General features: G+C 68.2%; 27 protein-coding genes. 12 read left to right on the top strand and 15 right to left on the bottom strand.

Annotation, left to right across the window (positions count from 1 at the left end):
• Positions 1–49: 49 nt before the first annotated feature.
• Both EXE48_RS04625 and EXE48_RS04620 read right to left on the bottom strand, forming a co-directional pair.
• Positions 50–1,276: a pyridoxal-phosphate dependent enzyme gene (locus tag EXE48_RS04625; protein WP_137710850.1), complete on the bottom strand. Its 1,227-nt coding sequence runs from the start codon at positions 1,274–1,276 to the stop codon at positions 50–52.
• On the bottom strand, positions 1,276–2,232 hold the full coding sequence (locus EXE48_RS04620) for a succinylglutamate desuccinylase/aspartoacylase family protein (protein ID WP_137710849.1): 957 nt from the start codon (positions 2,230–2,232) through the stop codon (positions 1,276–1,278). Before EXE48_RS04620 ends, EXE48_RS04625 begins: the two co-directional genes overlap by 1 nt.
• 149 nt (positions 2,233–2,381) lie before the next feature.
• Here EXE48_RS04620 and EXE48_RS04615 point away from each other — a divergent pair, with 149 nt between their 5' ends.
• A complete protein-coding gene (locus EXE48_RS04615; RefSeq protein WP_137710848.1) occupies positions 2,382–4,529 on the top strand; it encodes a caspase family protein in 2,148 nt (715 codons plus the stop codon).
• Here the strand turns inward: EXE48_RS04615 and EXE48_RS19225 are convergent.
• Entirely contained in the window at positions 4,526–4,657 is a 132-nt protein-coding gene (locus EXE48_RS19225; protein WP_274595430.1) for a DUF7503 family protein, read from the bottom strand. The two genes, EXE48_RS04615 and EXE48_RS19225, sit on opposite strands and share 4 nt — an antisense overlap.
• Before the next feature lie 195 nt (positions 4,658–4,852).
• Between EXE48_RS19225 and EXE48_RS04610 the strand changes: the two genes are divergently transcribed.
• Entirely contained in the window at positions 4,853–5,101 is a 249-nt protein-coding gene (locus EXE48_RS04610) for a hypothetical protein (protein WP_137710847.1), read from the top strand.
• An 84-nt stretch (positions 5,102–5,185) separates the two neighbouring features.
• Positions 5,186–5,983 carry a helix-turn-helix transcriptional regulator gene (locus EXE48_RS04605; protein WP_137710846.1) on the top strand — a complete coding sequence of 266 codons (798 nt, stop codon included), beginning with the start codon at positions 5,186–5,188 and terminating at the stop codon, positions 5,981–5,983.
• A gap of 8 nt (positions 5,984–5,991) precedes the next feature.
• Here the strand turns inward: EXE48_RS04605 and EXE48_RS19220 are convergent, their stop codons facing one another.
• Both EXE48_RS19220 and EXE48_RS04600 read right to left on the bottom strand, forming a co-directional pair.
• Entirely contained in the window at positions 5,992–6,114 is a 123-nt protein-coding gene (locus EXE48_RS19220) for a hypothetical protein (protein ID WP_274595429.1), read from the bottom strand.
• A gap of 97 nt (positions 6,115–6,211) precedes the next feature.
• Positions 6,212–6,745 carry an inorganic diphosphatase gene (locus tag EXE48_RS04600; protein ID WP_053771915.1) on the bottom strand — a complete coding sequence of 178 codons (534 nt, stop codon included), beginning with the start codon at positions 6,743–6,745 and terminating at the stop codon, positions 6,212–6,214.
• A gap of 342 nt (positions 6,746–7,087) precedes the next feature.
• Here EXE48_RS04600 and EXE48_RS04595 point away from each other — a divergent pair, with 342 nt between their 5' ends.
• Positions 7,088–7,438, top strand: coding sequence for a PadR family transcriptional regulator (locus tag EXE48_RS04595; RefSeq protein ID WP_053771916.1), 351 nt, complete (start codon positions 7,088–7,090; stop codon positions 7,436–7,438).
• A 97-nt stretch (positions 7,439–7,535) separates the two neighbouring features.
• On the opposite strand, the gene EXE48_RS04585 is transcribed toward EXE48_RS04595, so the two are convergent.
• Both EXE48_RS04585 and rnhA read right to left on the bottom strand, forming a co-directional pair.
• On the bottom strand, positions 7,536–8,336 hold the full coding sequence (locus EXE48_RS04585) for a DUF7108 domain-containing protein (protein ID WP_241991946.1): 801 nt from the start codon (positions 8,334–8,336) through the stop codon (positions 7,536–7,538).
• On the bottom strand, positions 8,323–8,919 hold the full coding sequence (rnhA, locus tag EXE48_RS04580) for a ribonuclease HI (protein ID WP_137710845.1): 597 nt from the start codon (positions 8,917–8,919) through the stop codon (positions 8,323–8,325). The genes EXE48_RS04585 and rnhA overlap by 14 nt, the downstream gene beginning before the upstream one ends.
• Before the next feature lie 224 nt (positions 8,920–9,143).
• Between rnhA and EXE48_RS04575 the strand changes: the two genes are divergently transcribed.
• From EXE48_RS04575 to EXE48_RS04565, 3 genes are all read left to right on the top strand, one after another.
• Complete coding sequence (locus tag EXE48_RS04575; RefSeq protein ID WP_121561476.1) at positions 9,144–10,130, top strand: transcription initiation factor IIB; 987 nt, start codon at positions 9,144–9,146, stop codon at positions 10,128–10,130.
• 104 nt (positions 10,131–10,234) lie between these two features.
• Positions 10,235–11,563, top strand: a complete 1,329-nt coding sequence (gene nreA, locus EXE48_RS04570) for a DNA repair protein NreA (RefSeq protein WP_137710844.1) — start codon at positions 10,235–10,237, stop codon at positions 11,561–11,563.
• Positions 11,564–11,616: 53 nt separating this feature from the next.
• A complete protein-coding gene (locus EXE48_RS04565; protein ID WP_137710843.1) occupies positions 11,617–11,871 on the top strand; it encodes a preprotein translocase subunit TatA in 255 nt (84 codons plus the stop codon).
• 330 nt (positions 11,872–12,201) lie between these two features.
• On the opposite strand, the gene EXE48_RS04560 is transcribed toward EXE48_RS04565, so the two are convergent.
• On the bottom strand, positions 12,202–12,498 hold the full coding sequence (locus EXE48_RS04560; RefSeq protein ID WP_137710842.1) for a DUF7130 family rubredoxin-like protein: 297 nt from the start codon (positions 12,496–12,498) through the stop codon (positions 12,202–12,204).
• Positions 12,499–12,716: 218 nt separating this feature from the next.
• Positions 12,717–13,715, bottom strand: coding sequence for a radical SAM protein (locus tag EXE48_RS04555; protein ID WP_137710841.1), 999 nt, complete (start codon positions 13,713–13,715; stop codon positions 12,717–12,719).
• Positions 13,716–13,873: 158 nt separating this feature from the next.
• Between EXE48_RS04555 and EXE48_RS04550 the strand changes: the two genes are divergently transcribed.
• On the top strand, positions 13,874–14,596 hold the full coding sequence (locus tag EXE48_RS04550; RefSeq protein WP_137710840.1) for a DUF6517 family protein: 723 nt from the start codon (positions 13,874–13,876) through the stop codon (positions 14,594–14,596).
• Positions 14,597–14,720: 124 nt separating this feature from the next.
• Entirely contained in the window at positions 14,721–15,830 is a 1,110-nt protein-coding gene (locus EXE48_RS04545; RefSeq protein ID WP_053771925.1) for a DUF373 family protein, read from the top strand.
• Positions 15,831–15,858: 28 nt separating this feature from the next.
• Here EXE48_RS04545 and EXE48_RS04540 read toward each other — a convergent pair whose 3' ends face one another.
• The 5 genes from EXE48_RS04540 to EXE48_RS04520 form a co-directional block, all read right to left on the bottom strand.
• Positions 15,859–16,956, bottom strand: a complete 1,098-nt coding sequence (locus EXE48_RS04540) for a cell division protein CdpA domain-containing protein (protein ID WP_137710839.1) — start codon at positions 16,954–16,956, stop codon at positions 15,859–15,861.
• A gap of 127 nt (positions 16,957–17,083) precedes the next feature.
• A complete protein-coding gene (locus EXE48_RS04535) occupies positions 17,084–18,145 on the bottom strand; it encodes a phosphotransacetylase family protein (protein WP_137710838.1) in 1,062 nt (353 codons plus the stop codon).
• On the bottom strand, positions 18,138–20,285 hold the full coding sequence (locus EXE48_RS04530) for an acetate--CoA ligase family protein (RefSeq protein ID WP_137710837.1): 2,148 nt from the start codon (positions 20,283–20,285) through the stop codon (positions 18,138–18,140). The genes EXE48_RS04535 and EXE48_RS04530 overlap by 8 nt, the downstream gene beginning before the upstream one ends.
• Positions 20,286–20,374: 89 nt before the next feature.
• A complete protein-coding gene (locus EXE48_RS04525; RefSeq protein ID WP_137710836.1) occupies positions 20,375–21,988 on the bottom strand; it encodes a PAS domain-containing sensor histidine kinase in 1,614 nt (537 codons plus the stop codon).
• A 102-nt stretch (positions 21,989–22,090) separates the two neighbouring features.
• Positions 22,091–22,477 (bottom strand): winged helix-turn-helix domain-containing protein, encoded by a 387-nt coding sequence (locus tag EXE48_RS04520; protein ID WP_121600794.1) that lies wholly within the window; start codon positions 22,475–22,477, stop codon positions 22,091–22,093.
• 115 nt (positions 22,478–22,592) lie between these two features.
• On the opposite strand from EXE48_RS04520, the gene EXE48_RS04515 reads away from it, so the two are divergent.
• From EXE48_RS04515 to EXE48_RS04510, 3 genes are all read left to right on the top strand, one after another.
• Positions 22,593–23,225: a helix-turn-helix domain-containing protein gene (locus EXE48_RS04515; RefSeq protein WP_137710835.1), complete on the top strand. Its 633-nt coding sequence runs from the start codon at positions 22,593–22,595 to the stop codon at positions 23,223–23,225.
• Positions 23,226–23,299: 74 nt separating this feature from the next.
• Complete coding sequence (locus EXE48_RS18705) at positions 23,300–23,458, top strand: DUF7560 family zinc ribbon protein (RefSeq protein ID WP_199236344.1); 159 nt, start codon at positions 23,300–23,302, stop codon at positions 23,456–23,458.
• Positions 23,459–23,584: 126 nt separating this feature from the next.
• Positions 23,585–24,040 (top strand): pyridoxamine 5'-phosphate oxidase family protein, encoded by a 456-nt coding sequence (locus EXE48_RS04510; protein WP_137710834.1) that lies wholly within the window; start codon positions 23,585–23,587, stop codon positions 24,038–24,040.
• A 439-nt stretch (positions 24,041–24,479) separates the two neighbouring features.
• Here the strand turns inward: EXE48_RS04510 and EXE48_RS04505 are convergent, their stop codons facing one another.
• Positions 24,480–26,954, bottom strand: a complete 2,475-nt coding sequence (locus EXE48_RS04505) for an efflux RND transporter permease subunit (protein WP_137710833.1) — start codon at positions 26,952–26,954, stop codon at positions 24,480–24,482.
• Between the last annotated feature and the right edge of the window lie 3 nt (positions 26,955–26,957).

The raw sequence follows: 26,957 nt of genomic DNA, 5'->3' as shown, positions 1-26,957 counted from the left end.
TGAATAGTGGTGACGGTGGGGCGGGTCGGCGCCGACCGCGCCGCCCGCCTCAGCCCTTCAGCCCGCTTCCGGTCAGCGGCACAACCACGTCCTCGTCCGGACCGATCTCGCCGCGGTCGCGAAGGGTCCGCAGCGCGGCGGGCGCGACCGCGCAGGTCGGCTCCGTGTAGAACCCGGCGGCGTGGAGGCGGTCGAGTTCGCGGGCCGCGGCCGCCTCGGTGACGGCGACCGCGTCGCCGTCCGTCGCGTCGACAGCCGCCAGGATCTCGCGGTGCCGGACCGGCTCCGCGATCTGGATCCCGTCGGCCGCGTCGTTGACGGCGCCTTCCGGGTCGGCCGCGTCCGGGCCGTGGAGCGCCCGGACGATCGGCGCGACGCCGGCCGCCTGCGCGCCGTAGAGCCGAGGGACGGAGTCGGTCCAACCGGCGCGTTTGAGCCGCCGGAACCCGCGGTAGGCGCCGAGGAACAGCGTGCCGTGGCCGAGCGGCGTCACGACCGCGTCGGGGGCGTCCCAGCCGCGATGGTACGCGATCTCGTACGCGACGGTGGCGGTCCCCTCGAAGAACGCCGGGTTCCAGGCGTGGCTGGCGTACCAGGCGAGGTCGTCGTCACCGTCGGCGACCGGGGCCCCGCCGTCGCCCGCGGCGTCGTCTCCGCCCCCGTCGAGCGTCGCGACGCACGCCTCGGTCACGTCCCGCCGGCTCCCCTCGATCCGGACCGGCTCGGCGCCGGCGCGGCGGATCGCCGCGAGCTTCGACTCCTTCGCGTCGGCGGGGACGTATATCTCGGCGCCGATCCCGGCGCGGGCGGCGTAGGTCGCGACCGCGGCGCCGGCGTTGCCGGAGGAGTCCTCGACGACGCGATCGACGCCCAGCTCGCGGGCCCGCGTCAGCGTCGTCGTCGCGCCGCGGTCCTTGAACGAGCCGGTCGGGAAGACGTACTCCAGCTTGAACGACGCGTTCCACGGGGCGGCGTCGCCGTCCGCGTTCGCCGCGGCTCCGCTGTCGTCGTCGGCGTCGACGAGCGGCGTCAGGCCCTCGCCGAGTGTCACCCGGTCAGCGGGGTCGTCGCCGACGGCGAGCAGGTCGGCGAACGCCCACAGGCCGTCGCGCGCGTCGAACGACTGGGGGTCGGGCGCCGGACCGTCCGGAACCGGTGGCTCGGCGAAGTCGAGGGGGGCGCCGCACCGGCAGCGCCAGCGGTCGCGGTACGTCTCGCCGCACTCGGGGCAGCGGAGGGCGCGCACTCCCCCGCTCGGTCCGTCGGGAGAACCCATCAGTACTCGTCGACGTTGGTGCCGACCGAGCAGACGTACTCGCCGGCGGCCACCTGCGGGAGGCGGCGGGTCCGCCAGAAGATCCCGTCCGTGTCGGCGGTGACGCGGCCCTCCAAGGCGCCGAAGGTGTCGGTCACCTCGAAGAGGACGTCGCCGGCCGAGACGCGCTCGCCGAGCTCGCACTCGAAGCGGACGAGACCGCCGGCGGGCGAACCGTACTGGTCGAAGCCGCGGGCGCGCGTCTGCGAGTCGAGCGCGGCGTCGCCGTCGAGGAACCCGTAGTGGCGGAGCACGTTGAACACGCCCTCGACGCCGTACCGGATCGACTCCTCGTCCCAGCCGACGCAGCCGCCGAGCTCGGGGTCGACGGTGGGGATCCCGTGTTCCGGGCCGGCCCGGGCGAGCTGGCCGTCCGGGCCCTTGATGTCGAGGACGTGGCCGCAGCCGAACGCCTTCGCGAGCTCCAAGCAGTCGCCGTGGAGGCGGTGGCGGACGCCGCAGCGGACGCGCGTCTCGTTTATCATCCGGCTCGTCGACCCCTGGTGGAGGTCGAGGATGTAGTCGGCGCGCTTGGCGACCTGGAACGTCTCGTGGGCGATCCGCTCGCTCGTCGTCCCGTCGGCGTCGCCGGGGTAGCCGCGGTTCATCTTCCGGTCGTCGACCGGGTTCCGGTGTTCCGCCGCCTGGAACGCGAAGTGGTTCACGATGCCGACGACGAGGACCGACCCCGACAGCTCGGCCGGGTCGAGCCGCGGGACGACGCGGTTGACGACACCGAGCCCGTTCAGCTCGTCGCCGTCGCTCACCGCCTGGACGTACAGCGTCGGCCCGTCGGCCGCGCCGTTGATCGCGGCGACCGGCAGCCGGACGGGGCTCCCATCCCGCATCTCCCCCACCTCGAGACGGCCCGTGTCCGTCTCGCCCGGAGCGGCGCGGGCCGTTCCCAGCGTTATCATTACGCGGAGGTGGGGCGGGCGGGACTTTATCCGTTCGGTCCGCGGCGATCCGACCGACACAAGCTTTATCGCCGCTTTCGCCCAACCAGACGGTACCAACCCCCGCGGCGTCCGTCCCCGTCCGCCCGAACGGCGGCCGCGGAGCCCCCATGAGCATCGACATCGACCCGCTGCGCGAGGCCGACGGGATCACCGTCACGGACCACATCGAGAACACCCAGTTCGAGGTGTACACCGACCGGCCGGTCGAGCCGCGACGGCGCCCGGAGTCGGACCACTACTTCCCGGTCGACGCCAGCGTCGCGATCGAGACTGGGTCGATCGAAATCCCTCGGGTCGCCGTCGTCGAGACGCGCGCCGGCGACGGGACGCTGCTCACGCACGGCGACTGTTACACGATGCCCGACGGGACCTACCACGTCGGGATCAACCCGGCGCCGACGAAGCTGTACCTCACCTTCGACGCCGGCTTCTCCGTCTCCACGACCGACCGGACCACCCGGATCGACCTCGACGCGCCGGGGACCGTCGGGCTCGGCTTCCGGTCGCTCCACCAGACGCCGGCGGGGACGATCACCACGCCCACCGACCCCGAGTCGCTGATGGACGCCGTCTCGCTGCTCGGCTCCGCGCTCCAGACGACCAGCCCCGAGCGGTCGTTCCCCACCCTGCGGGGGCATCCCCCGCTGATCGAGCCGGGCGACGAGTTCCGCGTCCCCGAGCGGGTCGAGCCCGTCGACAGCGGCGTCCGGATCGTCGTTCCGCCCGAGTACCGCTACCTCTACCCCGTCGTCTCGCTGGCGTACTACTTCGCGGCCGACGTGGTGCCCGGCGACGACCCCCGAATGGAGGGCGACGGGTGGACGTACCCGCTCGAACCCGGCTTCGAGGCGCGGACCGCCCAGGTGCTCAGGCAGTCGTTCCACATGGACTGTCTCGCCCGCACGGAAGGGTTCTACCCGGTCGACCTCCACGAGCGCGAGACGACCGACCTCGACCTCGACTGGGGGCGGCTGTACGACCTCCCGCTCGCGGAGCGGCTCGGCGAGTACCTCGACGTGCCGTTCGCGGACGTCGAGCCCGAGCTGCCGCAGTGGACGCTAACGACGGACGTGCGCCCCGACCCCGGGAACGTGGAGATGCTCCCGTTCGTCGCGGGCGAGCTGTCCATCGTCCGCTCGCCGGAGACCGTCACGCCGGTGGAGGACGACGGCGGGGCCGGCGTCGGCTTCCTGGGCGGCCCGGACCGGAGTTCCGCGCGGGCGACGAGGCGGGAGGTTCCGGCCGGCGGCGGCCTCGGCGACGACGAGTTCGTGCGCGGCGGCGCGAGCGCGGCGGCCACCCGCGGCGCGGACGCCTCCGCGGAGCGCGGCGCCGTCGCCGCCCAGACCGACTTCGTCCGGCCGGAGCCGGTCGACACCGTCGAGCACGCGTGGGTCGGCGACGGCGTCCCGCTCGACGCGAACAAGGCGACGCTCGACGCGTACCACCGCCGGCTGGTGACCGAAGAGGTCGAGCAGTCGCGGATCTCCGTTCTCGTCGTCTGTAACGACGCGCAGATGCGCGAAGAGGGGAAAGTCGCCAACCTGTACGGGCTTCGCGACATGGTCCAGTTCGACATCGAGGTGCGTCATAGCCTCACCCGCGAGGAGATGCGCGACGTGCTCGCGTCGGACGTCGATTTCCTCCACTACATCGGCCACGTTGACGACCGAGGGATGCAGTGCGCGGACTGCTACCTTGACCTGACCGACGAGGATCTTGAAATCAAGGTCAGCGCCTTCCTGCTCAACGCCTGCCAGTCGTACCAACAAGGCGAGGCCCTCGTTCACCGCGGCTCGCGCGGCGGCATTGTTACCCTCTCCGATGTGGCAAACTCGCCCGCGACGAAGCTCGGCCGAATCATCGCTCGCCTGATGAACAGTGGGTTCAACCTCCGGACCGCGCTCCACGTGGCGAAGCGGGAGCTGATCACGGGTCACCAGTACATCGTGGTGGGTGACGGGGGGACGACGATCTGTCAGAGCCGGAGTGGTGTGGCCGTGGTATTTAATGTAGAGAAAAGATCTGAGGAAGAGTTTGATTTATCAGCAGACTTTTATCCAAATGGCCATCATAAATCTGGATCACTCGCAACGCTAAATACAAATGTTATAGGATATAATTATTACGTTCCCGCTCTTGTGGACTGCGAGTCAATATCAAAAAGTGAGCTGCTAGATTTGATGGAAAAAGAGTTAATTCCCGTGTTTTACGATGATGAACTAGCTTGGAGTGGTAGTATTACAATTGATTAGGGCCCAGGATTAGAAGCAGCGACATTCGCCGCCGCGGGCGCCGCCTGCGTTAACAGCAGCAGCGCGGTGAACAGGACGCCGGCCATTTTCGGGTTCTCTGCCACGTACTCCGCTACACTTTCGTGCATATTTGGAAAGTGTCAGTCTTATTAAATATTTAAATTGTTCTGCGGTTGAATTATACCTATATTTGAAGAATTTGAGATCAGTATTAAATTGAGACAGCGTTAGATGGGTGTAAAGCGCCCACAACGAACGGCCGTCACCGAAACGGCGACCAAGGACCGCGTTTTTTCACCGCCGCGCGCGGAGGCCGAGATGCTATGACCGACATCAAAGCGGCGATCCGGGATGCGTTCGAGCACACGGAGTACGACCTCGTCGACGTCGCGGTGAACCGCCGACACGTCCGCGTGCCGGTGAGACAGGAGGGCGCCGACCCCGACGCGCTGCGGGCGGTAATCGAGGAGGCGCTCGGCGCGGACGCGCTCGCGGCCGTGACCGTGACCACGGAGCGCATCGCCGGCGAGGACACCGTCGGCACCGTCGTCTCGTTCCGCTACCGGGACTGAGCGACGGGAGCGCGCCGGTCGCGGCGACCGGCGCCGCGACGCGGTACGGTTAACACGGCGGTACCCGTACACGCAGATCGTACGATGACGGCCGAGGAGGGACACGACGGCGCACAGTACCTCGCCGGCTCGCCCGTTCGGGTCGCGATACTCCGGGCGCTGCGCGAGGAGCCGCGCCGTCCGGCCGAGCTGACCGACGCGGTCGACGCGACCCGAACGACGGTTCAGCGGATCCTCGGGGGGTTCCGCGAGCGGGACTGGGTCGTGAAACGCGACGCCGACTACCGGGTGACGCCGACCGGAGTGCGCGTTCACGACGCGTACGAGACGCTCCTGACCGAGGTGGAACGCGGCGAGCGCTACGGGCGGTTCGCCGAGGCCGTCGAGCGCGTCGGCGTCGACTTCCCGCCGGAGGGGATCCCGGACAGCGAGCTCACGGTGGCGTCCGACCAGAACCCCCTGGCGGTGGTCGACCGGCTCACGGACCTCCTGCGCGAGAGCCGCGGCGCCAAGATCCGGGCCGTCTCCCCGGTCGTCCTCCAGCAGTTCAACGACGCGGCGGCCGCGGCGCTGGACGGCGGCGCGGACGTGGAACTGATCATCGACCGTCGCGTCGCGGACGCGTCGGTCGCGGAGTTCGGCCCGGCGACCGACCGCGCGTTGAACGACGACGACGCCGAGGTGTACGTGAGCGCCGACCCGATCGAGTACGGCCTCGTCCGCTGCGACGACGTGGCCTGCGTGACCGCGTACGACGAGCGGAACAACCCGCGATGCGTGCTCAAATCGACGGACGAGACGGTCGTCGACTGGGTCGACGAGGCGTTCGCGTCGCTTCGGGACGAGGCGACGCCGCTCGCCGCCGTCGTCGAACGCGTCTGAGAAGTCGGCTACGCGTCGTCGGTCGCCGCGGCCTCCTCGGCCGCCGCGTCGGCCGCGTCGTCGTCCGGGTCGAAGTTCGCGGGAACGACCGTCGGGTGATCGATGCCGACGGAGGGCGTGGTGGGGCTCATGGCTCTACGTGACAATACGCGACTCACGCCCTAAAAATTACCCATAGGCATAACGCATCCGGCCGCTGGCGACGGATGCGTCCCGGTTATCAGACCGTTACGCGAAGTGCTCGTCGTACAGGTCCTGCGCGTGTTCGATCGCGTCCTTCGCGGCGGCCTTGTCCTCCCAGCCGAGCGTTTCGACCTCCTTGCCGGCCTCGAGGTTCTTGTAGGTCGCGAAGAACTCGTCGATCTCGTCGAGGGTCTGCTGCGGGATGTCCTCGAGGTCCTCGATGTGGTCGAACCGCGGGTCCTCGGTCGGCACCGCGATCACCTTGTCGTCCTGCTCACCGTCGTCGTCCATCTTCATCAGGGCGACGGGGCGGGCCTCGACGACGCAGCCGGGGAACGTCTGGTCCTCGACGAGCACCATCACGTCGAAGGGATCCTCGTCGTCGTAGTACGACTGCGGGATGAAGCCGTAGTCGTACGGGTAGTGGACGTTCGAGTGGAGCACGCGGTCCAGGACGACGCCGGGGACGTCCTTGTCGTACTCGTACTTGTTGCGTTCTCCTTTGAGACACTCGACGACGGCGTAGATCTCGTCCGGCGCGTTCGGTCCCGTCTCGAGATCTTCCCAGAGGTTGACCATGTGACCGGAGATGGGTCGAAGCCGGCCAAAGTCCTTTCGGGATCGCCTGAGCCGGTGGAGCCGCAACGCTCGAAGCGGTCAACCCACAGCGCTCGTTCGACCCCGTTAGGCGTCGAACTCCGAGTTTCGATCGCAAACCGAAACGACGCTGTGGCCGACGGATCGTCGGCACAGTCGGTGCGAACGGAATCGATCGGTCGAACCTGCTCCGCCGCCGGATCGCACGGGTGTCCGCCGAAACTCCCACAATACCGGCTTATTCGGACGTACGTTCGGGGTTACGCATCGCAACGATAGTGAATGTTGAGAAAGATTATAAGTTCGGGTCCCTTCCCCTCTGGCATGTCAGAGGCACAAAGAGTCACTGATGAATCGAGGGCGGCGAGCGACCTCACGGCGTTCCAGCAGAACATCCTGACCATTCTGGCCGAGGAGCCGATGTACGGCCTCGCGATCAAGCGGGAGCTGGAGGCGTACTACGGCTCCGAAGTGAACCACGGCCGCCTGTACCCCAACCTCGACGACCTCGTCGACGACGGGCTCGTCGAGAAGAGCGAACTCGACAAGCGGACGAACCAGTACGAGCTCACCGAGGCGGGCCACGACGTGGTCCTCGGGCAGATAGAGTGGGTCCTCGACCGGTTCGTCACCGACGAGGAGCGCGCGGACGAGGTCCGCGCGCTGCTGGAGTAATCGAGCGCGCCCCGCGGGGCCGTCCGGCATCGACCGCTAACCGATCCTTTTGGCACACGACGCGGCGAAAGCCGCGTTCTTTTCCGCCGAGCGACCGCTACGCCGAGTCGCTCGTGTCGGGTGAGCCCGCGGCGTCGGCGGACCCCCCTGCGTCGTCTGATTCGTCGCCGGCGGGATCGTTCACGTCGGCTACCTCCGCGTCGTCGACCTCCACGCCGTCGGCGACGGACGCGATCACGGACAGCGACTCGTCGACGGCGTCGAGCTGCTCGTCGGTCGGCCACCCGTTCCGGACCAGGTACTCCTCGCGGAACTCGGCGCGCATCTCCGGGGTGGCGTCGTCGACCGTGCGGACGTAGTGGTTGCTCATGAACGTCGCGAACGTCTCCGCGGTGCGCGCGTGGACCGCGGCCTCGCGCTCGGCGACCGCCGCGGCCACCGCCTCGTTGTACGCGGCCACCTCCCGGTAGCGGTCGGCGTCGCCGGGACCGGACAGCGACACCTCGACCGCGCGGTCGGTGTCCTCGACGCGGTCGAGCCGGACCGTCCCGTCCTCCATCCACTCGTCGGGGTACAACACGAGCGCGTCGTCCTCCTCGCGGACGCGCGCGGTGTAGCCGTACTCGGCCGCGAGGGCGTCGCGCCGCTCGCGGTACTGCTCGGCCGCCTGCTCGATCTCCGGGGTCGGCTCCGCGGACTCGGCCTCGCGGGCGAGCCGCGTGAGCCGCTCCGCCTCCTCGACCGCTTCGACCGGCACGTCCGGGACGCGCCCGTCGTCGGGGTCGGGGGACTCCGCGGCGTCCGCGGGGTCGTCGGCCGCCTCCTCGTCTCCCGCCGCCATCATCTCGCGCGCCCGCTCCTTGGCCCACTCGGGCGGGTCGTCGTCAGTTCGCGTCATCGAGTGCCTCGTTCGCTAACTCGTCGGCGCGCTCGTTTATCTCCCGCGGTACGTGGGCGATCGACCAGCGGTCGAACCGCTCCAGCAGCTCCCGGACGCGGACCCGCCGTTCGCGCAGCTCCGGGTCGTTGGCGTTCCACTCGCCGCGGACCTGCTTGACCGTCAGCTGGGAGTCGCCACGGACGTCGACCGCGTCGAATCCGTACTCGTCGGCCGCCTCCAGCGCGCGGATCAGCGCCGCGTACTCGGCCTGGTTGTTCGTCGCGCGGCCGATGCGCTCGCCGCCCTCGGCGACGACGCCGTCGGACGTGACCAGACACCAGCCGACCGCGGCCGGGCCCGGGTTCCCGCGGGAGGCCCCGTCGAAGTAGACGTGCGCGCGGCCGCCGCCGTCGCGAAGCAGGGCGGTCAGGCGGGTGGGGTCGCTCCCCTGGACGACGACCTTGTCGTCGTACGCGACCGCGACGGCCCCGTCGCGGTCGGCCCGCCACCGCTCGTGGGGCGTGTTCCCCTCGTCGATCGGGACGCCGGCGTCCGCGAGGCGCTCGCGCGCGACCGTCGGGTCGCAGTCGATGGTCGGCATTCGTCCGGGTTCCGCGCCGGGCGGACAAAGGGCTGTCCGTCCGCCGGCTGAGAGAGGGTCGAACGGCGGAGCCGTCGTCGACGCGGGCGGCGCGTCCACCGGTTCCGAGGCAGGGCCCTCGTCGACGGTCGGGCCCGACCGAGCGAGCGCCGCGAAAGTCCGTGCCACTCACCCGCACGGTAACGAACTTTTAAGTTAAACGGATTGGATAGCATATAAATGCGATGACACGGCCCACCCGGCAACGGGATCACGACCGGCAGCGCGTGGGGGACGAAGACGCCGAGGAAGCGGAGATAGACATCGAGGACGTCGACGAGTTAGACCCCGAGGACTTCGATCCGGAGGATCTCACCCGGACGGCCGACGGGGAGCTGATACACGAGGAGACGGGGATGATCATCGAGGACGAACAGATCGATCCCGGCCCGGAGTGGCGCGCGTTCAACCACTCGGAGCGGCAGGAGAAGTCGCGCGTCGGCGCCCCGACGACGAAGACGATGCACGACAAGGGGCTGACGACGACCATCGACTGGAAGGACAAGGACGCCTACGGCCGCTCCATCTCCTCGAAGAAGCGGTCGCAGATGCACCGCTTACGGAAGTGGCAGGAGCGAATTCGGACGAAGGACGCGGGCGAGCGCAACCTCCAGTTCGCGCTCTCCGAGATCGACCGGATGGCCAGCGCGCTCGGCGTGCCGCGCTCGGTCCGGGAGGTGGCGTCGGTGATCTACCGACGGGCCCTGAACGAGGACCTCATTCGGGGGCGATCCATCGAGGGCGTCTCCACCGCCGCGTTGTACGCCGCCTGCCGCAAGGAGGGGATCCCCCGCAGCCTCGAGGAGATCTCGGAGGTCTCGCGGGTCGACCGCAAGGAGATCGGCCGGACGTACCGCTACATCTCTCAGGAGCTCGGCTTAGAGATGCGGCCGGTCGACCCGAAAAAGTACGTCCCGCGCTTCTCCTCGGAGTTGGAGCTCTCCGAGGAGGTCCAGTCGAAGGCCAACGAGATCATCGAGACGACGGCCGAGCAGGGGCTCCTCTCCGGGAAGTCGCCCACCGGCTACGCCGCCGCCGCCATCTACGCCGCGTCGCTGCTCTGTAACGAGAAGAAGACCCAGCGCGAGGTCGCCGACGTCGCGCAGGTCACCGAGGTCACCATCCGCAACCGGTACCAAGAGCAGATCGAAGCGATGGGCATCCACAGTTAGGCGGCCTCGGTCCCGCGGTCTCTCTCCGCTTCCCGCTCTCTGCCGTTCTGAACGGCCCCCGCGCCGGAAACGTTCAAGCCGGTGCGCCGTCAACACTGATCCGGATGCGGCTCGACGAGTTCATCGAGTTCGAGGCGAACGAGCGCGCCGAGCGGCGGCGCCTCGCCGCCGAGAAGGACTACGGCATCCTCGATCACCTCGACTCCTTCGAGCGGCGCTTCGACGAGCACGTCTCCGACAACGCCGTGGTCGGTAGCGTCTCGCCCTCCATCTTCGTCGGCCGCGCGGACTACCCGAACGTCTCGACGGGCCTGCTCTCGCCGGTCGGCCGCGAGGAGCGCGCGGAAGCGTTCGAGACCTCCGCGGCGTGGTACGACGAGGGGGTCTCGATCGCGGACGTGTTCGACCGCCGGACCAGCCTGCTCAACTCGACCCGCGGCGTCGACGTCGCGGACGCGGGCGCGACGGGCGGAGTGTCGTCGGTCGGTACGGGGAGCGGCCCGCCCGAGAGCGTCCACGACGCGTGGGACGGCTGGCTGGGCGTCCAACGCGAGGTCGCGATCGCGGACCGCCCGGTCGACGTGGAGATCGGGCTCGACGGCCGCCCGGACCTCGACTTCGAGGTGGGGACGGAGGACATCAAGACGCCGACCGGGCCGCGCGCCGCGGCGCAGCGCGCCGACCTCGGCGAGAACCCGCACGTGCCGCGCCCGGTGAAGAAGACGCTCGAAGACGACGACTGGCGCGCCGAGGGCGCGATGACGTACCTCTACCGCCGCGGGTTCGACGTGTACGAGATCAACACGATCCTCTCGGCGGGCGCGCTGGGGCGCGGCGAGCACCGCCGGCTCGTCCCGACGCGCTGGTCGATCACGGCCGTCGACGACACGGTCGGCCAGTTCCTCCGGGGCTCGATCCGCGACAACCCGGCCGTCGACCGGATCGAGGTCCACCGCAACGAGTACCTCGGCAACGCGTTCTGGGTGATCTTGGTCCCGGGCCGCTGGGAGTACGAGCTCGTCGAGATGAAATCGCCCGGCTCGATCTGGAACCCCGACCCCGAGGCGGGGGTGTACCTCGCGGCCGCCAGCGAGGGGCGCGAGGGTCGGACCGGCTACGTCGAGGAGACCGCGGGCGCCTACTACGCCGCCCGGCTCGGCGTCTTAGAACACCTCGACGACCGCGGCCGGCAGGCGAAGGCGCTCGTCTTGCGCCACGTCTCCGACGACTACTGGGGCCCGGTCGGCGTGTGGCAGGTGCGCGAGGCGGTCCGCAACGCGTTCGAGGGCGAGTTCGGCGCCGCCGAGACGTTCGGCGAGGCGGTCTGCGGCGTCGCCGACCAGCTCCCCGTCTCGCTCGGGCGCCTCCGCCGGAAGTCGACGCTCGCGGCCGGGCTTCAGGCGAACCTCGCGGACTTCGTCGACGCGGACTGAGCCGCCGGCCACTCCCCCGATCAGCTTTAGTCGCGCCGTCGAGTGGACGGCACATGGTCTCTCTCGTCCCCGCGTTCGGCGGCGTCCCCGGCGGTCCGGAGCTGGTAATCATCATGATCATCGCCGTCCTCCTCTTCGGCGTGCCGCTCGTCCTCGTCGCGGGCGCGGTGGTGTACCTCACGACGCGCTCCGACGACGGAGGGGCGGACGCCGACCGGATCGCCGAACTGGAGGCGGAGGTCGAGCGCCTCCGCGAGCAGGTGGGCGACGATGGGGACGACCTCGAGGAGGAAGAAGAGAGCTCGTGAGCGGCCGAAACGGTCGGCGCGTGCCTGCGAGGTCGCCTTGCGGCCGAGCAGCACGCGCGAGGGAGTCGGTGGCCCGGAGCGAAGCGGAGGGCCAGCGACGAGGCTGGGGAGGCGTGAGGCGCTGTGCGGGGCGGGACTCGAAGGGGCAGTCGCGAGGGCGCCGCAGACGACGTAAGCACCGCAGGGAGCGAACGGAGTGAGCGACTGAGGAGCGCAGCGAGTGTGCGGCGCCCTCGCGGCTGGGGCTTCGAGGGTGTCAGCACTGTCTACGAGGTCAATCAATTATAAGTAGATGACAGGGAAACGAGGTCGCTTCCCACGGCCGTCCGCTCAGTCTTCGGCCCAGTAGTACAGCTCTTCGCGGGGCGCGTCGCAGTTCGGGCAGTTCGCGGGGAGCTGGTCGCCGATCTCGCCCATCTCGCCGCACTCCCAGCAGCGCCACATCACGTACGCGGTGCCGAACACGTCGCGCGCGTCGGTGAGCGTCAGCGTGTCCGTCCCCGACGGCGACGCGACGTAGAAGCCGTCGTCGTCGACCCCGCGGATCGAGCCGAGCCGCTCCCCGTCCTCGTTGTACACCGCCTGTCCGATGCTCACGTCGGGGAATACGGGTTCTTCTGAGGCCATGCGCGGCCGTACGTGTTTATCATATATAATTGTGATAGTAAGTGACACGACACAGGCGGAGTGTTCGACCACGGATCGGCGGCCAACACCGCCAAAGCCCCAGCCGGGAGGACTCGCGCGGCTTGTTGCGTCCTGTCAGCCGCTCGCAGGCGCGCGCCACCGCCGTCGCTATACGTGACGAAGGAAGGGAACCGACGCGAGAATCGAAGACCGCCCGCTCAGGCGACCGGTGTTCGCTCGACGACCGTCCCGTCGACGGTCGGGTACTGCTCGACGATTTCGCCCTCGGCTAAGTCGCCGTCCTCGACCATCTCTTCGAGCAGCCACCACGCCACCTCGACGTGGTTCGATTTCACGGTGTAGAACTCCTCGGGGACGCCGAGCGCCTCGAACCGCTCGGGGTCGGCGAACGCCTTCCCGTAGACCAAGGTCCCGTCGTCGGTCACCTCGTCGAACTCCCGGCGGATGTTCCGCGCCATCCGCTTGAGGCGGTTCCGGTGCTGGGCGGCGTCTTTGAACACCGACGTACAGAAGTACACCTTCTCGTGGCTCGCCATCTCCTCGAGGATGGCGTCGTCCTTCGACCCCTCGACGGCGGACATGTGGCCCTCCTGGAGCTCGAACCCCTCCGCTTGCATCCGGCGGTAGTTCCCGTCGGACATCTCGAACTCGTTGATGTTACAGAACTCCGCGGCGCCCTCGTCTAAGAACTCTAAGAACTCCGGTTCCGCGCGGATACCGGGGATCTCGAAGGCGGGGGTGAGCCCCTCCTCGCGGGCGATGTGGAGGATCTCCTCCCACTCGGTGCCGTGCATGTCGCCCCACATCTCCAGCGGCGGGTGGAAGCGGATCTCGTCGAGGCCCGCCTCCGAGAGGCGACGCATGTTCTCGCGGCCGCCCGTGATCCCGGTGTAGAGGTGGGTGTGGTGGTCCTCGCCGAACTCGTCTTTCAGGAGTTCGAGGTACCGGGTCGTCTTCGCCATCGCCTCCTGCGGCTCGCCGCCGGTGATCGAGGTGCCGAGCGCGCTCATGCGCTTGGCCTCCTCGATCACGTCCGCGTCCGACTCGACTTTCCGCTCGTTGGCGTACACATCGGTGACGTTCTTCCGGTTCTCTCCGAGGGGGCAGTAGAAGCAGTCCCGCTGGTCGCAGTACCCGTAGACGAAAAGCACCATCTTCCCGCCCTTGGCGCACTGTTCACAGCCCTTGGAGATCATCTACTCCTCTCTACCGGCCGCGACGTGAAAAAGCGTGCGAAGCGCGGAGTCGGGCGAGAGCGGTTGTCACGGCGGCGTGGCGGGGCGATCGAGCGGGCGGCGGCTCCGACCCGCCCGGAACACAAAGTATGTACCCCCCACCGCCGTCAGTGACGGCCATGAACCGAGACCCGACCGCCGAGCACGACGCCGAGACCAGCGACGCGAGCGACGCCGTCACCCGTCGCCGGGCGCTCGCGGCGGGCGGGGCGGTCGGCCTCGCGAGCCTCGCCGGCTGTACCGCGTTCGAGGTCGCCACCGGCGAGGGGCCGGCGGAGTTCGCGGCCGGCACGGCCACGGTCGCCGACGCCACGCTCTCGGAGAGCGGGTACGAGCTCAACGAGGTCTCGGAGGAGACCCTCTCCCGGGAGGTCGAGGCGGCCGGGCAGACCCGCGAGGTCCGCGTGACGAACACGGTCGCCGAGTACGACAAGGCCGTCGAGCTGTTCGGCGAGCGCTACCAGGCCGCCGTCTTCGCCGCGGTGACGACGCCGCAGATCGAGGTGCTCGGGCGGGCGCTCAACCCGATCGCGGAGTTCAGCACCCGCGAGCGCGCCGAGCTCATCCTGAGCCGCTTCGAGGGCGTCGGTGACCTCGAACGCGGCTCGGAGTACTCGACCGAGGTCCTCGACTCGGACGCCGGGGTCGTCGTGTACACGGCCGACGCGGAGATCGAGGGGACGGGCGTGACCACCGAACTGGAGCTCCACATCGGCGAGCCGGTCGGCGTCGGGAGCGACTTCGTCCTCCCGCTCGCGGCGTACCCGGCCGCGTTCAGCGACGGCGAGAACGTCCGCCGGATGATGAACGGGATCGAACACGAGCCGAACGAGGAGAACTGACGGGCGCGGCGGCGCGGGCCGACGCACGCAGACGCGGTCGCGCGGGCCGACGCGGTCGCCGGGTTCGCTGACGCGAGCGCGCCGAGCCGAAAACATATGCCGTCCCCCCGCGTAGCCCCGAGCGATGCTGCTCGTCCTCTGCGTCGACCTCGACGACGACCTCGGCCGCAAGACGGGAATCCCCACCCCCGTCGTCGGCGACGAGGACGTCACGGAGGCCGCGGTCGCGCTCGCGACCGCCGACCCGGAGGACTCCGACGTGAACGTCCTCTTCCAGGGCGTTAACGTCCACGACGAGCTCGCCGCGGAGGGTGAGACCGTCGAGGTCGCCGCGGTCACCGGCGTCGACGGCCCCGACGTGAAGGCAAACCGCGCGGTCGGCCAGGAGGTCGACCGGGTGCTCGCCGAGCTGTCGACCGGCGAGGAGGTGTCGGCGGTCGTGATCACCGACGGCGCCCAAGACGAGTCCGTCCTCCCCGTGATCCGGTCGCGGATGCCGATCGACGGGATGCGCCGCGTCGTCGTCCGCCAGGCGCAGGACCTCGAGTCGCTCTACTACACGATCAAGCAGGTACTCGCGGACCCGGAGACCCGCGGGACGATCCTCATCCCACTCGGCGTCCTCCTCCTCATCTACCCGCTCGTCGTCGTCGCGAACCTTTTCGACGTCGCCGGCGCGGCCGTGCTGGGGATCCTCTCGGGCGCCGTCGGGCTCTACTCGCTGTTCCGCGGGCTGGGACTCGAAGAGAGCGTCGACGGCGCCGCGGAGAGCGTCCGCAACGTGTTGTACACCGGCCGCGTGACGCTCGTCACCTACGTCGTCGCGCTCGCACTGATCGTCGTCGGCGGCGTCCAGGGGGTCGACACCGTCGACGCCGTCCGGACCGCGCTGGGGAGCCCACTCGCCGCCGGCACCGCCCTCGCGGCGTTCGTCCACGGGTTCGTCCAGTGGCTCGGCGTCGCGGGCGTCACCTCCAGTCTCGGGCAGATCACCGACGAGTACCTCGCCGGTCGGTTCCGGTGGCGCTACCTCAACGCGCCGTTCTACGTGGCGTCCATCGCCGTCGTGCTGTTCGCCGTCTCCGGATTCTTCCTCCCGGACGCGCCGGGCGTGACGACGCTCGGCCTCTCGGAGCTGGCGATGGCGCTCGCGGCCGGCACGCTCATCGGCGTGTTGAGCACGCTCGCGTTCGCGGTCGCGGAGTCGCAGCTCCCGTCCGCGGAACCGGTGTGAGGCGGAGAGAAGAACGGGCGTCCGTCGCCTACCGCGGCGTCCAGGAGTCGCACGCCTCCATGTCGTCCATCAGCTCGTCGTAGTGCGCGCAGTAGGGGCGCATCCCGTCCTCGGTTCGGACGTAGTCGAACTTCTCGCAGTTGCCGCAGTAGGCGTCTCCCGGGCCGTCGCGCGCGGCGGGGGAGCCGGGCGAGGGGGTCGACGGCGAGGCCGGCTCCTCCGACCCCGGGCCGTCGAGCGGGGAGCTGATGTCGGTCTCGGCGCTGCCGCCGTCGCTCACGCCCGCCGAGCCGGGCCCGGGGGCGCCGCCCGTGCCCGACCGGCCCGTCCCAGACCGTCCCGTCCCGTTTGACCGGTCGCCCGCGGCGGAGCGGCCGTTCGACCGGTCGCCCGAGCGGTCGGACGCTCCGGGGGCGACCGTCGCTCCCGACCCGTTCGTCGCTCCGGTGCCGGCCGCCGCGCCGGCGGGGTCTCGATCGGCCGGCCGGGACGCGCCGCGTGCCGGTCGGTCCGCGTCGTCGGGGCGGTTCGTCTGCGTCTCGACCTCGCCGTCGGGGGTGCCGCCGAGGAGGCCGACGCCGCCGGGGCCGTTCAGCTGGTCGCGGGGGACCTCGACCACCTTCGTCTCCCCCTTGTGGGTCACCTCCATCGAGACGGTGCCGCCGGGATCGTTGCGGGTCTTGAAATTGGCGACGCCGACGAACACGCTCCACAGCGTCGTCGCGGCGCCGAGGAAGTAGACGCCCGCGGTCGGGAGGGTGAGGTCGGTCAGCTCCGGGCGCGGCCCGCCGACCCACTGCTGGGGGTACGCGTGGGCGAACAGGGCCACGCCGAGACACATGACGGCCGCGCCGACGGCCGCCGCGGCGTAGGTGTTGCGGTCGGCCGGGAGGACGGCCATCACGCCGAGCAACACGAGCGGGACGCCGACGCCGCCGAGGATCCCGCCGACCTCCCTGGCGGTCCCGGACGAGAACCCCGACGGCATCGCCACCTCGGCCGCCACGAGGATCCCCGCGACGACGAGCAGCGCGCCCGCGACGAACGACCCCACACCGAGGTACAGCCGACGCGGGTCGACCCCGGAGCGCCCCCGTCCACCGTACGCCTCCGAGAGACTGGTCATGGGCGGAGTACGTCGTCCACCGTGAAAACAGTACGTCAGACGCTCACGGGCCGCGGGCGGCCGCGACCGCGGACCGCGAGCGATCGCGGCTCGCGGAGCGGTCTGAGTCGGAGAGACGCGCCCGTCCTCAGACGAGCGCGTCGACGTCGACGTGGTCGCCGAGCAGCTCCGCCATCCGGTCGACGGTGCGGACGTCGCGCGTCCGGCCGCCGCGGACGACTTCCTCGGCGCGGTCGATGGCCGTGACCGTGTCGGTGTTCACGGCGAGGACGGGCGTGCCGGCGTCCGCGGCCTTGCCCAGCACCGCGCCCGAGGGGCGGTGGCCGCCGGTCAAGACGAGGCAGGCGACGCCGGAGGCGTCGAGCGCCGCGGTCTGGACGTCGGCGCGGTCACCGCCGGTGATAACCGCGGCGTCGCGGGCGCGCCGGAAGTAGCGCAGCGCCTCGTCGCCGCCCATCGCGCCGACGAGGAAGCGCTCGACGAACGCGTCGGTGGGCGCGTCCGTGAGCAGCTCGGCGCCCAGCTCGTCGGCCAACTCGCCGACGGTGACGCCGGCGAGCTCCTTCTCATACGGCAGCGCGCCGAAGACCGTGATCCCCTTCGATTCGAGGAACGGGATCCCGTCCTGGTCGAGCGACTCGAAGGCGTCGTCGGACACCTTGTTGAACACGACGCCGGCGAGGCGGTCGCCGAACGCGTCGGCGGCCGCCAACACCTCGTCGAGGTCGTTCGGCGAGTCGTAGTCGGCGACGAGCACCACCCGGGCGTCGAGCAGCTCCGCGACGTCGACGTCGGTGAGGTCGACGACGCCGCCGGTCGTCCAGCTGCCGCCGCCCTCGACGAACACCTGGTCGTTGTCGGCGGCGATCCCCCCGTACTCCTCGCGGATCCGGTCGCGCAGGGCGTCGGGATCCTCGGTGCCGCGGACCGCGCCCTCGACGAACGTCGGCGAGTAGACGACGGGCTCCATCTGGTGCATCTCCGCGTCCAAGCCGAGCACCTCGCGGGCGAGCATGGGGTCCTGATCGAGCGTCTTGCCGACGTTCGACTGGAGCCGCGTGCCCTTCGGTTTCATGTAGCCGACGCTGCGGTCGCGGTCGGCCGCGAGCCGCGCGAGGGCGACGGTGATCGCTGTCTTTCCGGCGCTGTCTCCGGTCGCGGTGACGAGTGTGGTGGGTGTGTCAGTCATCGGTGGGTGCCTCCGAGTCGGTGGCTTCGGGGTCGAGTGCCTCCGGGTCGACGGTGAGTCTCACGTCGACGGCGGCGGCGTTCGTGCCGCCGTCGTCGTCGGGCAGTGCGACGAGGGGGTTGATGTCGAGTTCGAGGATGGCCGGGAAGTCGGTGACCAGCTGCGAGAGCCGGCCGATCGTCTCGATCACGGCGTCGACGTCGACCGGGTCGCGGCCGCGGGCGCCCCGCAGCAGCGGCGCCGACTGGATCTCCTCGGTCATCTCGCGGGCCTCGGGCTCGGAGACGGGCGCGACGCGGAAGGTGGTGTCCTCCATCACCTCCACGAAGATGCCGCCGAGCCCGAACATCAGCAGCGGGCCGAACTGCGGGTCGCGGTTCATGCCGACGATGGTCTCGACGCCGTCGTCTAAGTCGACCATCTCCTGTACCTGGACGCCGAGGACGGTCGCGTCCGGCTGGTAGTTGCGCGCGCGGGTGACGAGGTCCTCGTAGGTGTCGGCCACGTCCGCGTCGGGGACGCCGACGGCGACGCCGCCGATGTCGGACTTGTGCAGGATGTCCGGCGAGACGATCTTCATCACCACGTCGCCGTCGACGCGCTCGGCGACCTCGCGGGCGCGCTCCGGCGAGTCGACGATCTCGCCGTCGGGCGTGGGGATGCCGTACGCGTCGAGCAGATCCATCGCCTCGACGCCCAGGCGGTTGTCGTCGCGGTCGCGCACCGTGGCGAGGATCTCGCGGGCGCGCTCGCGGTCGACGTCGAACTCCATGGGCGGCGCGTACTCGCGGGCCTTGATGTCGCGGTAGCGCGCGAGCGTCGCGAGGCTGTCGATGGCGCGCGCGGGGTCGAAGTAACAGGGGATCCCCTTCGCCTGGAGCTGCTGTTTGGGCTCGCGGGTCCGGTCGCCGCCCATCAGGCAGGCCGCGACGGGCGCGTCCATCTCCTCGCTGACCGCCTCGATCGCGTCCGCGAGGTCGCCGAAGTCGATCGTCGCCGTCGGCGCGGCCAGCACGAGGGCGGCGCCGACGTTGTCGTCCTCGACGGTGATCTCCAGCGCCTCGCGGAACCGCTCGACGTCCGCGTCGCCGATCACGTCGACCGGGTTGTGGATGTTCGCCTCCTCGGGCATCGACGCCGCGAGCGCGTCGCTGGTCTCGCGGGTGAACGACGCCATGTCGAGGTCGGCGTCGCCCACCGCGTCGGTCGCCATCACGCCCGGGCCGCCGGCGTTGGTGACGACCGCGACGCTGTCGGTGTCGGGCAGCGGCTGGCTCCCGAGGATGCCCGCCGAGTCGAACAGCTCGTCGACCGACTCGGCGCGGATGACGCCCGCCTGGTCGAGGCCGGCCTCGTACGCCTTGTCGGAGCCGGCGAGGGTGCCGGTGTGCGAGGAGGCCGCCTGCGCGCCCGCGCTCGTCCGGCCGGACTTCACGGCGACGATGGGGGTGTCCTGGGTGGTCTCGCGGGCGGTCTCGATGAACTCGCGGCCGTCCTCGATTCCCTCCAGGTAGCCGATGATCACGTTGGTCTCCTCGTCGTCCCCCCAGTGGTCGACGAAGTCAGTCTCGTCTAAGACCGCCTTGTTGCCGAGCGAGACCACGTCCTTGAACCCGATCCCGTTGTCGTTGGCCCAGTCGAGGACCGCGGTGACGAACGCGCCGGACTGGCTCATGAAAGAGAGCCCGCCGGGGAGCGCGTTCTCGGGGCCGAACGTCGCGTTCATCCCCGAGGGCGTCGACATGATCCCCAGGCTGTTGGGGCCGACGAGGTTCAGGTCGTACTCGTCGGCTAGCTCCGCGAGGCGACGCTCCCTCGCCGCTCCGTCCTCCCCCGTCTCGCCGAACCCGGCGGTGATCACGACGACGTTGCGGACCCCCGCCTCGCCGCACGCCTCGATGGCGTCCAAGACGATCGAGGGGGGCACGACGATCACGGCGACGTCCGCGCTCGCGTCGGCGACGTCGTCGACGCAGGGCGTGCCGAGCACCTCGTCGTAGTTCGGGTTGACGGGGACCGTGTCGCCGTCGAAGTCGTCGAGGAGATTCGACGTGACGGCGCGGCCGACGGCCCCCTCGCGGGTGGTGGCGCCGACGACGGCGACCCGGTCCGGGTCGAACAGCTCGTTGAGCGTACCCATCAACGCGGGAGTACGCGAAGCGCCGGCTTAAGATCGGTGGGAGGTTCTTCGAAATCGGGTCCTACGGTGAACGATCGATCGGGTTTCGATCAGTCGTCGGTCTCCCCCGAGAAGAGATCGTGAGAGGCGTTGGGGTCTGTGGAACTCTCGGGGACATCGGCGCCGAACACGGACTCTGAGGAGCGGAACGAAGTACCACCGTCGGGCTCGGTTGCGGCAGGTCGAACCGCCGTCTCCGGTGGAGGGATCTGGTCAGCTTCAGGAAGCGTCGGATCGCAGTCGGCGTTCGGAACGGTGATCGTTACCTCGTTACCGTCAGCGTTGGTGTTGAACGTGAGTTTTCCGCCTGAGCGGTCGGCGATCCAGTAGACAAGCCACAGTCCCATCCCAGCTGTGTGATTCAGGTCGGTCATCTCCCACGAATCGGTGATCGGATTGTGCTCATCAGCTGGGATCGGCGGCGCATTGTCTTGGACGGTGATCGCGACGTGGTCGTCTGGGGCGGTCACCTCAACGGTAACCCGCGGCGTGGTCGTCGCGTGTTCGATCGCGTTTTCGATGAGTTCCGTAATCGCGTAGTCCAACTCGGGATGCGTGAGTGCCCGGAGACCGTCGGGACAGTCGACAGAGATCTCCGCGGCCGCCGCGTCGCAGTCGGAGAGTGCGTTATTGACCGCCGTTTCGACGAGTGAGTCGACTTGAAGGGGTTTCGGAGGCTCCCGTCGCCGAAGGAGGTCGATCACGCCACGCTGTTTCTCAGCCGACGTGAGGAGGTCGTCGGCGACACGGCGGATCGTTTCCGCGTGGTCGAGCAGGTCGGCTGCGAGCGCGGCAGCATCGAGGTCGGCTGACGACTCGGCCGCGGCGAGAGCGTCGTTTGCCCGAGCCGCGATCTGTTCGGCAGTGCCGTCGACAATGTTCATATCGTTGCGGATCGTGTGTCGCAACAGATTGTCCATCACCGTGAGCTGTCGTTTTCGTCGGTACTCGTCGGTGACGTCACGAGCGAATCCGGTGACCGCGACGACCTCGTCGTCCTCAACGACCGGCTGACCGGGAACCCGCACCCAGCGCGTCCACGTGTTGGACGTTCCGATTCGATAGTCAAGGTTGATCGATTTGCCAGCGCTTAGGCGCTTCATCTGGTCTAAGACTGCTGAGCGGTCGTCTGGGTGGACGACCTCTACAAACGCTTGCGGCTGCTCACGAAGGGTCTCACGATCAATCCCGTACACCGAACTTATCGCCTCGTTAACAAAAAGCAGTTCGCTCCAGTCAGGAGTAAACATCCACAACACATCCGGGGACGTGGACGCGATCGTTTCGAGCCGCCGTCGGGATTCGACCGCAGCAGTAACGTTTCGAGAACTGAGCGCCCATCCGTCGATCCCTGTTTCTTCTGGCGGGTAGACGCGTGTGCGGAGCCACAACCAGTCCCCGTCGGCCGTCCTGTATCGATACTCAAGAGTGGCGTCAGACTGGATACCGTTCTGGACTGCAGTCTCAAAGGCTGCGCGAACACGGTCGACATCCTCGGGATGGACGAGCTCGAAGGCATCAGTGCCGATGAGCTCATTCGGTTCGAACCCAAGCAATTTGTGAGTCGCCGCGTTGAGGTACCGGAACCGACCCGTCTCGTCGATCACCGCGATTTTGTCCTGCGCGAGATCGATGAGGGTCTCTGGTTCCGGCTGCCGAGACATACGAGGTCCGTCTGCGAACTGGCGTAAAACGTTGTCCGTTCGATTATCACCCCCGAGAACGGTTGCCGCGTATCGAGGGTGTGTCCTCGCCGCGCACGGCGGTCAGTCGGCCGACACGCCGGGGGCGTCGAGCGCGGCGGCCAGCGGGTCGCGCCCCCCGTCGTCAACCGTGAGCGCGACGCCGTCGTCGCCGAGTTCGATCGCGGCGTCGGCGGCGTCGCGGACGTACTCCGCGGCGTGGTCGCCGTCCGGGTCGAACCGGACCCCTTCGGCGAGCAGCGGCGTCTCGCTCAGCAGCTCCACCTTCCGGTAGGCGGTCGAGAGCGCGATGTCGCAGTCCTCGGCCAGTTCGCTCGTCGTCTTCGGGGTCGTCGCGGCCGCGAGAATCGCCCGGCAGTCGGCGTCGGCGAGCGCCTCGAACGTCGCGTCGAGCGCCGCGTCTCCCTCGGTCGTCGTGGTGCCGTCGGTCGTGCGCGGGGGACGTTTCATATCTGTACGTACCCGCTCCAGCCCCCCGAACGGTGGCCCATCATATACGGGGGGTTTTATACCGCGGCCGCGCGCCCGCCAACGTTTTTGCCCGGGACGGGTACGGACGAACGAGATGGGTTCGGGAATCCGGGCGGAGGTCTCGCTGCCGACCGCGCTGTCCCCGTTCGACGGCGTCGTCGACGGGGCGACGCCGGCCACCGAGGTGACGCGTTGCACGCCCGCGGCCGACCGCGAGCGCGTCGTCGTGGAGTTCATCGCGGACGCCGACCTCGCGGTCCCCGACGGCGTCGAGGTCGTCTTCGACTACGGCGGCCGGGCGGCGTACCGCTTCGACGCCGCCGTTGATCCCGACTCGCCGTTCGCGGTCCTCGACCGCCACGAGACGCCCGTCTCGGAGGCGACGGTCCGCGACGGCCGGCTCCGGATCACCTTCCACGCGACCGACCTGCCGACGCTGCGGTCGGTCTTGGAGGCGTTCCGCGACGCCTGCCCGGACATGGAGGTGAAGCGCTTGCTCCAGTCAACGACGACGCCGACGGAGTCGGACCTCGTCACCGTCGACCGGAGCGAACTGACTGAGCGGCAGCGCGAGGTGCTGGCGGCCGCCTACGAGGCGGGCTACTTCGACCACCCGAAGGGCGCCAACGCCGGCGAGGTGGCCGAGTCGCTGGGGATCGGTCGGTCGACGTTCACGGAGCACGTCGCGGCCGCCCAGCGGAAGCTGTTCGGGTCGCTGTTAGAGTGAGGATCGTTTATCACATTTCGAACTCCCGAGAATCCGAGGCCCGTTTGATGGGCGTGGGGACCGTACGCACAGGTATGACGGGGCGATCCACCCACACCTTCGTCTGCCCGGAGTGTCGGCGCTCGATCGAGGTGGACGACGCGATGCGGGCGACGCTGCTCGAGACGGGCTGTGTCGTCTGCGGGGCGCCGGTCACCGAGGAGGACATCGGCGGGGCGCCGGCGATGAGCTAGCGGCGCCGGTAGCGTTCGGTTCACGCCCCTCACCCGGCGGCGGCGACGCCGCACAACGGCGCCACAGCCCGCGCGAGACCCGCCCCGTCTCGTGTCCTTTATCACCTCGTGCGAAGAAATTCGGGTATGCCGACGAACAGCGAGGTCGAGATGTCGCCGGCCGAGGTGGACGCGCACCTGTCCCGCCACGAGACGGGCGTCCTCGCGCTGGCGCGCGACGACGCGCCGTACGCCATCCCGATCTCGTACGGGTACGACGCGGACGACCGCGCGCTGTACCTCCGGCTGGTGTCGACGCCCGACAGCGAGAAGCGCGAGTTCCTCGCGTCGACGCCGCAGGCCCGCGTGGTCGTCTACGACGACGAAGACGACGAGTACGCAAGCGTCGTCGGCGTCGGCGCCCTCGAACGGGTCGACCTCGACGAGCTCACCCCCGAGACGATCGCGCAGTACGGCGAGGCGCGGCGGCCGCTTTTCGAGATCTGGGCCGACGACAAGCCGGACCTAGACATCGAACTCTACCGCTTCGAGCCTGAGACGTTGACGGGGCGGACAGTCGTCGTCGAGCGCGACAGCGAGTAGTCGGGGCTGGAAGCATTTTGGACCCGTGAAAAAGTGTGGTCAGTGGTGACATCTGACAAGTCGGAACAACGGTGTCAGCTTATGGACAGCAATGCTGGGACAGCGTCAGACCCTGCTACAGGATCGGGAGGCCGCAGATGTGCAACTGAGGCCGAGTGTGTCTCAGACAAGCACTCCCAGCTGAGGGATGCCAGACACCATCACTGGGATACGCTAATAGTTCCGTGCCACGGCAACCATTGAGAGTGTCTCATGACAGCGTCTGGCATGTCAGGTTGACGGTGAGATCCACTTCAATCTATCGTACTACACGAATTCTTGTCACAGAACACTCAGAGCTGCGGAAAAAGTACATCGAGAGGGGTTGTCAAAGCGACTGTAGGGCTTTGTCAGAGTCTCCAGACGATATGGGGACACAAGACAGTAAAAAAAGACCGCATCAGTGGTGAGAGGAAGTGAACGATGAAAGAGTGCCAGAGAAAACATTCTGATACCGCTCCCACAGGAGGACGGCCGGCGGAAGTGCAACCACGGTAAAGATGAACGAGTAGATGACGCTCAGCGCCATCAGCAAGCCGAAGTCGCCCAGAACAGGGGTAATCGCAAGCGCCAACGCACCGGTCCCGAGCGACGTGGTGAGCATACTTCCGAGCAGCGCGCCACCGGTCCCAGAGAACGTGATGATCATCGACTGGAGCGCGTCCGCGTTCTCGTTGTACTCGTCAATGAACCGGTGGGTCGCGTGAACCGAGTACGCGATGCCGAGCCCGATAGAGATAGAGAGAATAGTGGCAGTAAGCGCGTTCAGCGAGAGCCCGAGCGCTCGCATCGTCCCTAAGAGGAAGGCGATAGCGATCAGAATCGGGAAGAGATTCACGATCCCGAGCAGTGGCTTCCCCTCAAGCACGCCGTACGAGATGACGAGGAAGATTCCAGTCAGCCCCATAGCGAGGATCAACCCCTGAATCGCGGAGTTGAAGATGATATCCGTGACCGCGTCGAACACGACGAGCTGGCCGGTTGCGGTCGCCGCAGGGCGGAAGTCCTCCGCGAATTGGCGTGCGTCGGCGGCGGCTTCGCCTTGGGTCGCACTCGATTCGATGGCGTAGTCGATCTGTGCGTTCCGCCGGTCAGGGGTGAGATACTGTGCGGCCCGATCACCGGCCGGTGACGCGAACAGTTCGTCATAGATCCGCTCGAGATTCCGGTCAGGGATCCCGTTGCCATCAACGTCGCTACGGGCAACGAGCCGGCCGAATTCGGGATCCCGCTCTGCCTGCGACTGGATAACGGTGACAATACTCGTCGGCCGAGCACGGCCGCCGTCACCGACCGCGAGCGTGCCAGGCGGATTTTCGTTCGGGGCCGCGAGCGCCTCTAGTGCGTGGTCTTCTTCGAAGTTCCCCTCTACGTATATCTTCACTGATTGGTCTTGGTTCGTCGAAAACCGGTCCTCAAGCAGTGAGATTGTTTCCGCGACCGTGTATTCGCTGGGCGCGAACGGTTCTGGAAGCGCAGTAACGTACTCGGGCAACTCTTCGGGAGGCAAGAAGTCTTCCGTCTCGAAGGACGTGTCCACGCCGCTCCCATAGGCGGTTGCCATGCCACCGGAAATAAGCAGGACAACCACAAGTGCGATCGGCGCATACTGACTGGCCTGTGTCGGGAGGGTGAGGATTTTTCCGAGCGTAGAGTCGCTCGAAGAGATCGGCGCCGAGTTGAATTCGGGAACATCGTACGCCTCCCGCAGCTTGTCGACCTCAAGTTTTGCCGCCGGCAGGAATAATCCGAATATAAGGAATGTGAAAATTATCCCGACCGCAGAGGCGATACCAAGGTCCCGGATCGGGCCCAAGTCGGAAACGACGTTGGCGCCGAATCCAAACACCGTCGTGACAGTGACGATAATGAACGCGACCATCAACTGGTTGTTTGCTTCGCGCATCGCTTCGACGGCCTGGTAGCCCTTGACCGTCTCCTCGCGGTACCGGTTGATGATGTGGATCCCAAAGTCAACCCCGACCGCAAGCAACAGCACTGGCACGGAAATCATCTGCTGGCTGAACGGGATGCCAGAGAACCCAAGAAAGCCGAACGTCCAGATGACGGTCATCAACAGCGATAGCAGTCCTAGCGACAGGTCAATCGGGTCTCGATAGGCGACAACAAGGAAGATCAGCAACAGAAGCACCACAACAGGCATCACGATCGTCAGCGAGTCGCCGATGACGGTCGCCGTTTCAGCGTTGGTCACGCCGGTTCCGAAGGCGCGGACATCGCTCGGATAATCGTTCGTAATCGACTGAATGGTCGTCTGGAGTTCTTGGAGGTTCGAGAAGCCGGCCGGCACCTCGTGTGACACGACCGTGATCGATGCCGACGCGGTGACAGCCGTCGGATTGAAATCCGTCGACAGTGAGCGACTGAACCGTGGGTTATCTGATAGCTCTCGAACGGTTCGTCGCACGGTGGTCGGACTGGCGGCTTCGACGGCCCGCCGCTGTTCCGTTATGCTCGTGGCCGACGGATCTAGTGCGCTCGCAACCACCGTCGCCGGACCGGTCACCGAATCCACACGAAGGTCATCACGTTGCGAGATATCTTCGAGCAGCCGTAACTCTCGTGTAAGTGCCTCTTTCGTGAGGACGTTGCCGCCGGTATGGATGAGTTGCGTCGACTCGCTGTCCGGTTCGAACGGATCGTCGAACTCTTGATTGACCGCATCAAGGGCTTCCTGCTCATCAAGCCCCTCAGTGAACGCATCGGTGGCCCCAGTGTCGGTGCTGACGAGTCCGATACCGCCGGCAAAGACGACGGTGAGCACGAGGAACGCGACAATCACCTGCCGCGGCCGGTCGACGATGGCATCGTTAACCCGCCGGATTCCCGCCTCGATCCGATCACTGAGCGCCATGAG

The organism is Halorubrum sp. ASP1, from assembly GCF_005435135.1.
Taxonomy (GTDB): Archaea; Halobacteriota; Halobacteria; order Halobacteriales; family Haloferacaceae; genus Halorubrum; species Halorubrum tropicale.
Note: the sequence above shows the minus strand (reverse complement) of the source record. Positions and strands in the feature narration are given on the sequence as shown.

Coding starts and splice junctions, on each gene's coding strand:
- EXE48_RS04625 (WP_137710850.1), bottom strand. CDS start 1,276: ATGGGTTCTCCCGACGGACCGAGCGGGGGAGTGCGCGCCCTCCGCTGC.
- EXE48_RS04620 (WP_137710849.1), bottom strand. CDS start 2,232: ATGATAACGCTGGGAACGGCCCGCGCCGCTCCGGGCGAGACGGACACG.
- EXE48_RS04615 (WP_137710848.1), top strand. CDS start 2,382: ATGAGCATCGACATCGACCCGCTGCGCGAGGCCGACGGGATCACCGTC.
- EXE48_RS19225 (WP_274595430.1), bottom strand. CDS start 4,657: ATGCACGAAAGTGTAGCGGAGTACGTGGCAGAGAACCCGAAAATGGCC.
- EXE48_RS04610 (WP_137710847.1), top strand. CDS start 4,853: ATGACCGACATCAAAGCGGCGATCCGGGATGCGTTCGAGCACACGGAG.
- EXE48_RS04605 (WP_137710846.1), top strand. CDS start 5,186: ATGACGGCCGAGGAGGGACACGACGGCGCACAGTACCTCGCCGGCTCG.
- EXE48_RS19220 (WP_274595429.1), bottom strand. CDS start 6,114: ATGAGCCCCACCACGCCCTCCGTCGGCATCGATCACCCGACGGTCGTT.
- EXE48_RS04600 (WP_053771915.1), bottom strand. CDS start 6,745: ATGGTCAACCTCTGGGAAGATCTCGAGACGGGACCGAACGCGCCGGAC.
- EXE48_RS04595 (WP_053771916.1), top strand. CDS start 7,088: ATGTCAGAGGCACAAAGAGTCACTGATGAATCGAGGGCGGCGAGCGAC.
- EXE48_RS04585 (WP_241991946.1), bottom strand. CDS start 8,336: ATGACGCGAACTGACGACGACCCGCCCGAGTGGGCCAAGGAGCGGGCG.
- rnhA (WP_137710845.1), bottom strand. CDS start 8,919: ATGCCGACCATCGACTGCGACCCGACGGTCGCGCGCGAGCGCCTCGCG.
- EXE48_RS04575 (WP_121561476.1), top strand. CDS start 9,144: ATGACACGGCCCACCCGGCAACGGGATCACGACCGGCAGCGCGTGGGG.
- nreA (WP_137710844.1), top strand. CDS start 10,235: ATGCGGCTCGACGAGTTCATCGAGTTCGAGGCGAACGAGCGCGCCGAG.
- EXE48_RS04565 (WP_137710843.1), top strand. CDS start 11,617: ATGGTCTCTCTCGTCCCCGCGTTCGGCGGCGTCCCCGGCGGTCCGGAG.
- EXE48_RS04560 (WP_137710842.1), bottom strand. CDS start 12,498: ATGGCCTCAGAAGAACCCGTATTCCCCGACGTGAGCATCGGACAGGCG.
- EXE48_RS04555 (WP_137710841.1), bottom strand. CDS start 13,715: ATGATCTCCAAGGGCTGTGAACAGTGCGCCAAGGGCGGGAAGATGGTG.
- EXE48_RS04550 (WP_137710840.1), top strand. CDS start 13,874: ATGAACCGAGACCCGACCGCCGAGCACGACGCCGAGACCAGCGACGCG.
- EXE48_RS04545 (WP_053771925.1), top strand. CDS start 14,721: ATGCTGCTCGTCCTCTGCGTCGACCTCGACGACGACCTCGGCCGCAAG.
- EXE48_RS04540 (WP_137710839.1), bottom strand. CDS start 16,956: ATGACCAGTCTCTCGGAGGCGTACGGTGGACGGGGGCGCTCCGGGGTC.
- EXE48_RS04535 (WP_137710838.1), bottom strand. CDS start 18,145: ATGACTGACACACCCACCACACTCGTCACCGCGACCGGAGACAGCGCC.
- EXE48_RS04530 (WP_137710837.1), bottom strand. CDS start 20,285: ATGGGTACGCTCAACGAGCTGTTCGACCCGGACCGGGTCGCCGTCGTC.
- EXE48_RS04525 (WP_137710836.1), bottom strand. CDS start 21,988: ATGTCTCGGCAGCCGGAACCAGAGACCCTCATCGATCTCGCGCAGGAC.
- EXE48_RS04520 (WP_121600794.1), bottom strand. CDS start 22,477: ATGAAACGTCCCCCGCGCACGACCGACGGCACCACGACGACCGAGGGA.
- EXE48_RS04515 (WP_137710835.1), top strand. CDS start 22,593: ATGGGTTCGGGAATCCGGGCGGAGGTCTCGCTGCCGACCGCGCTGTCC.
- EXE48_RS18705 (WP_199236344.1), top strand. CDS start 23,300: ATGACGGGGCGATCCACCCACACCTTCGTCTGCCCGGAGTGTCGGCGC.
- EXE48_RS04510 (WP_137710834.1), top strand. CDS start 23,585: ATGCCGACGAACAGCGAGGTCGAGATGTCGCCGGCCGAGGTGGACGCG.
- EXE48_RS04505 (WP_137710833.1), bottom strand. CDS start 26,954: ATGGCGCTCAGTGATCGGATCGAGGCGGGAATCCGGCGGGTTAACGAT.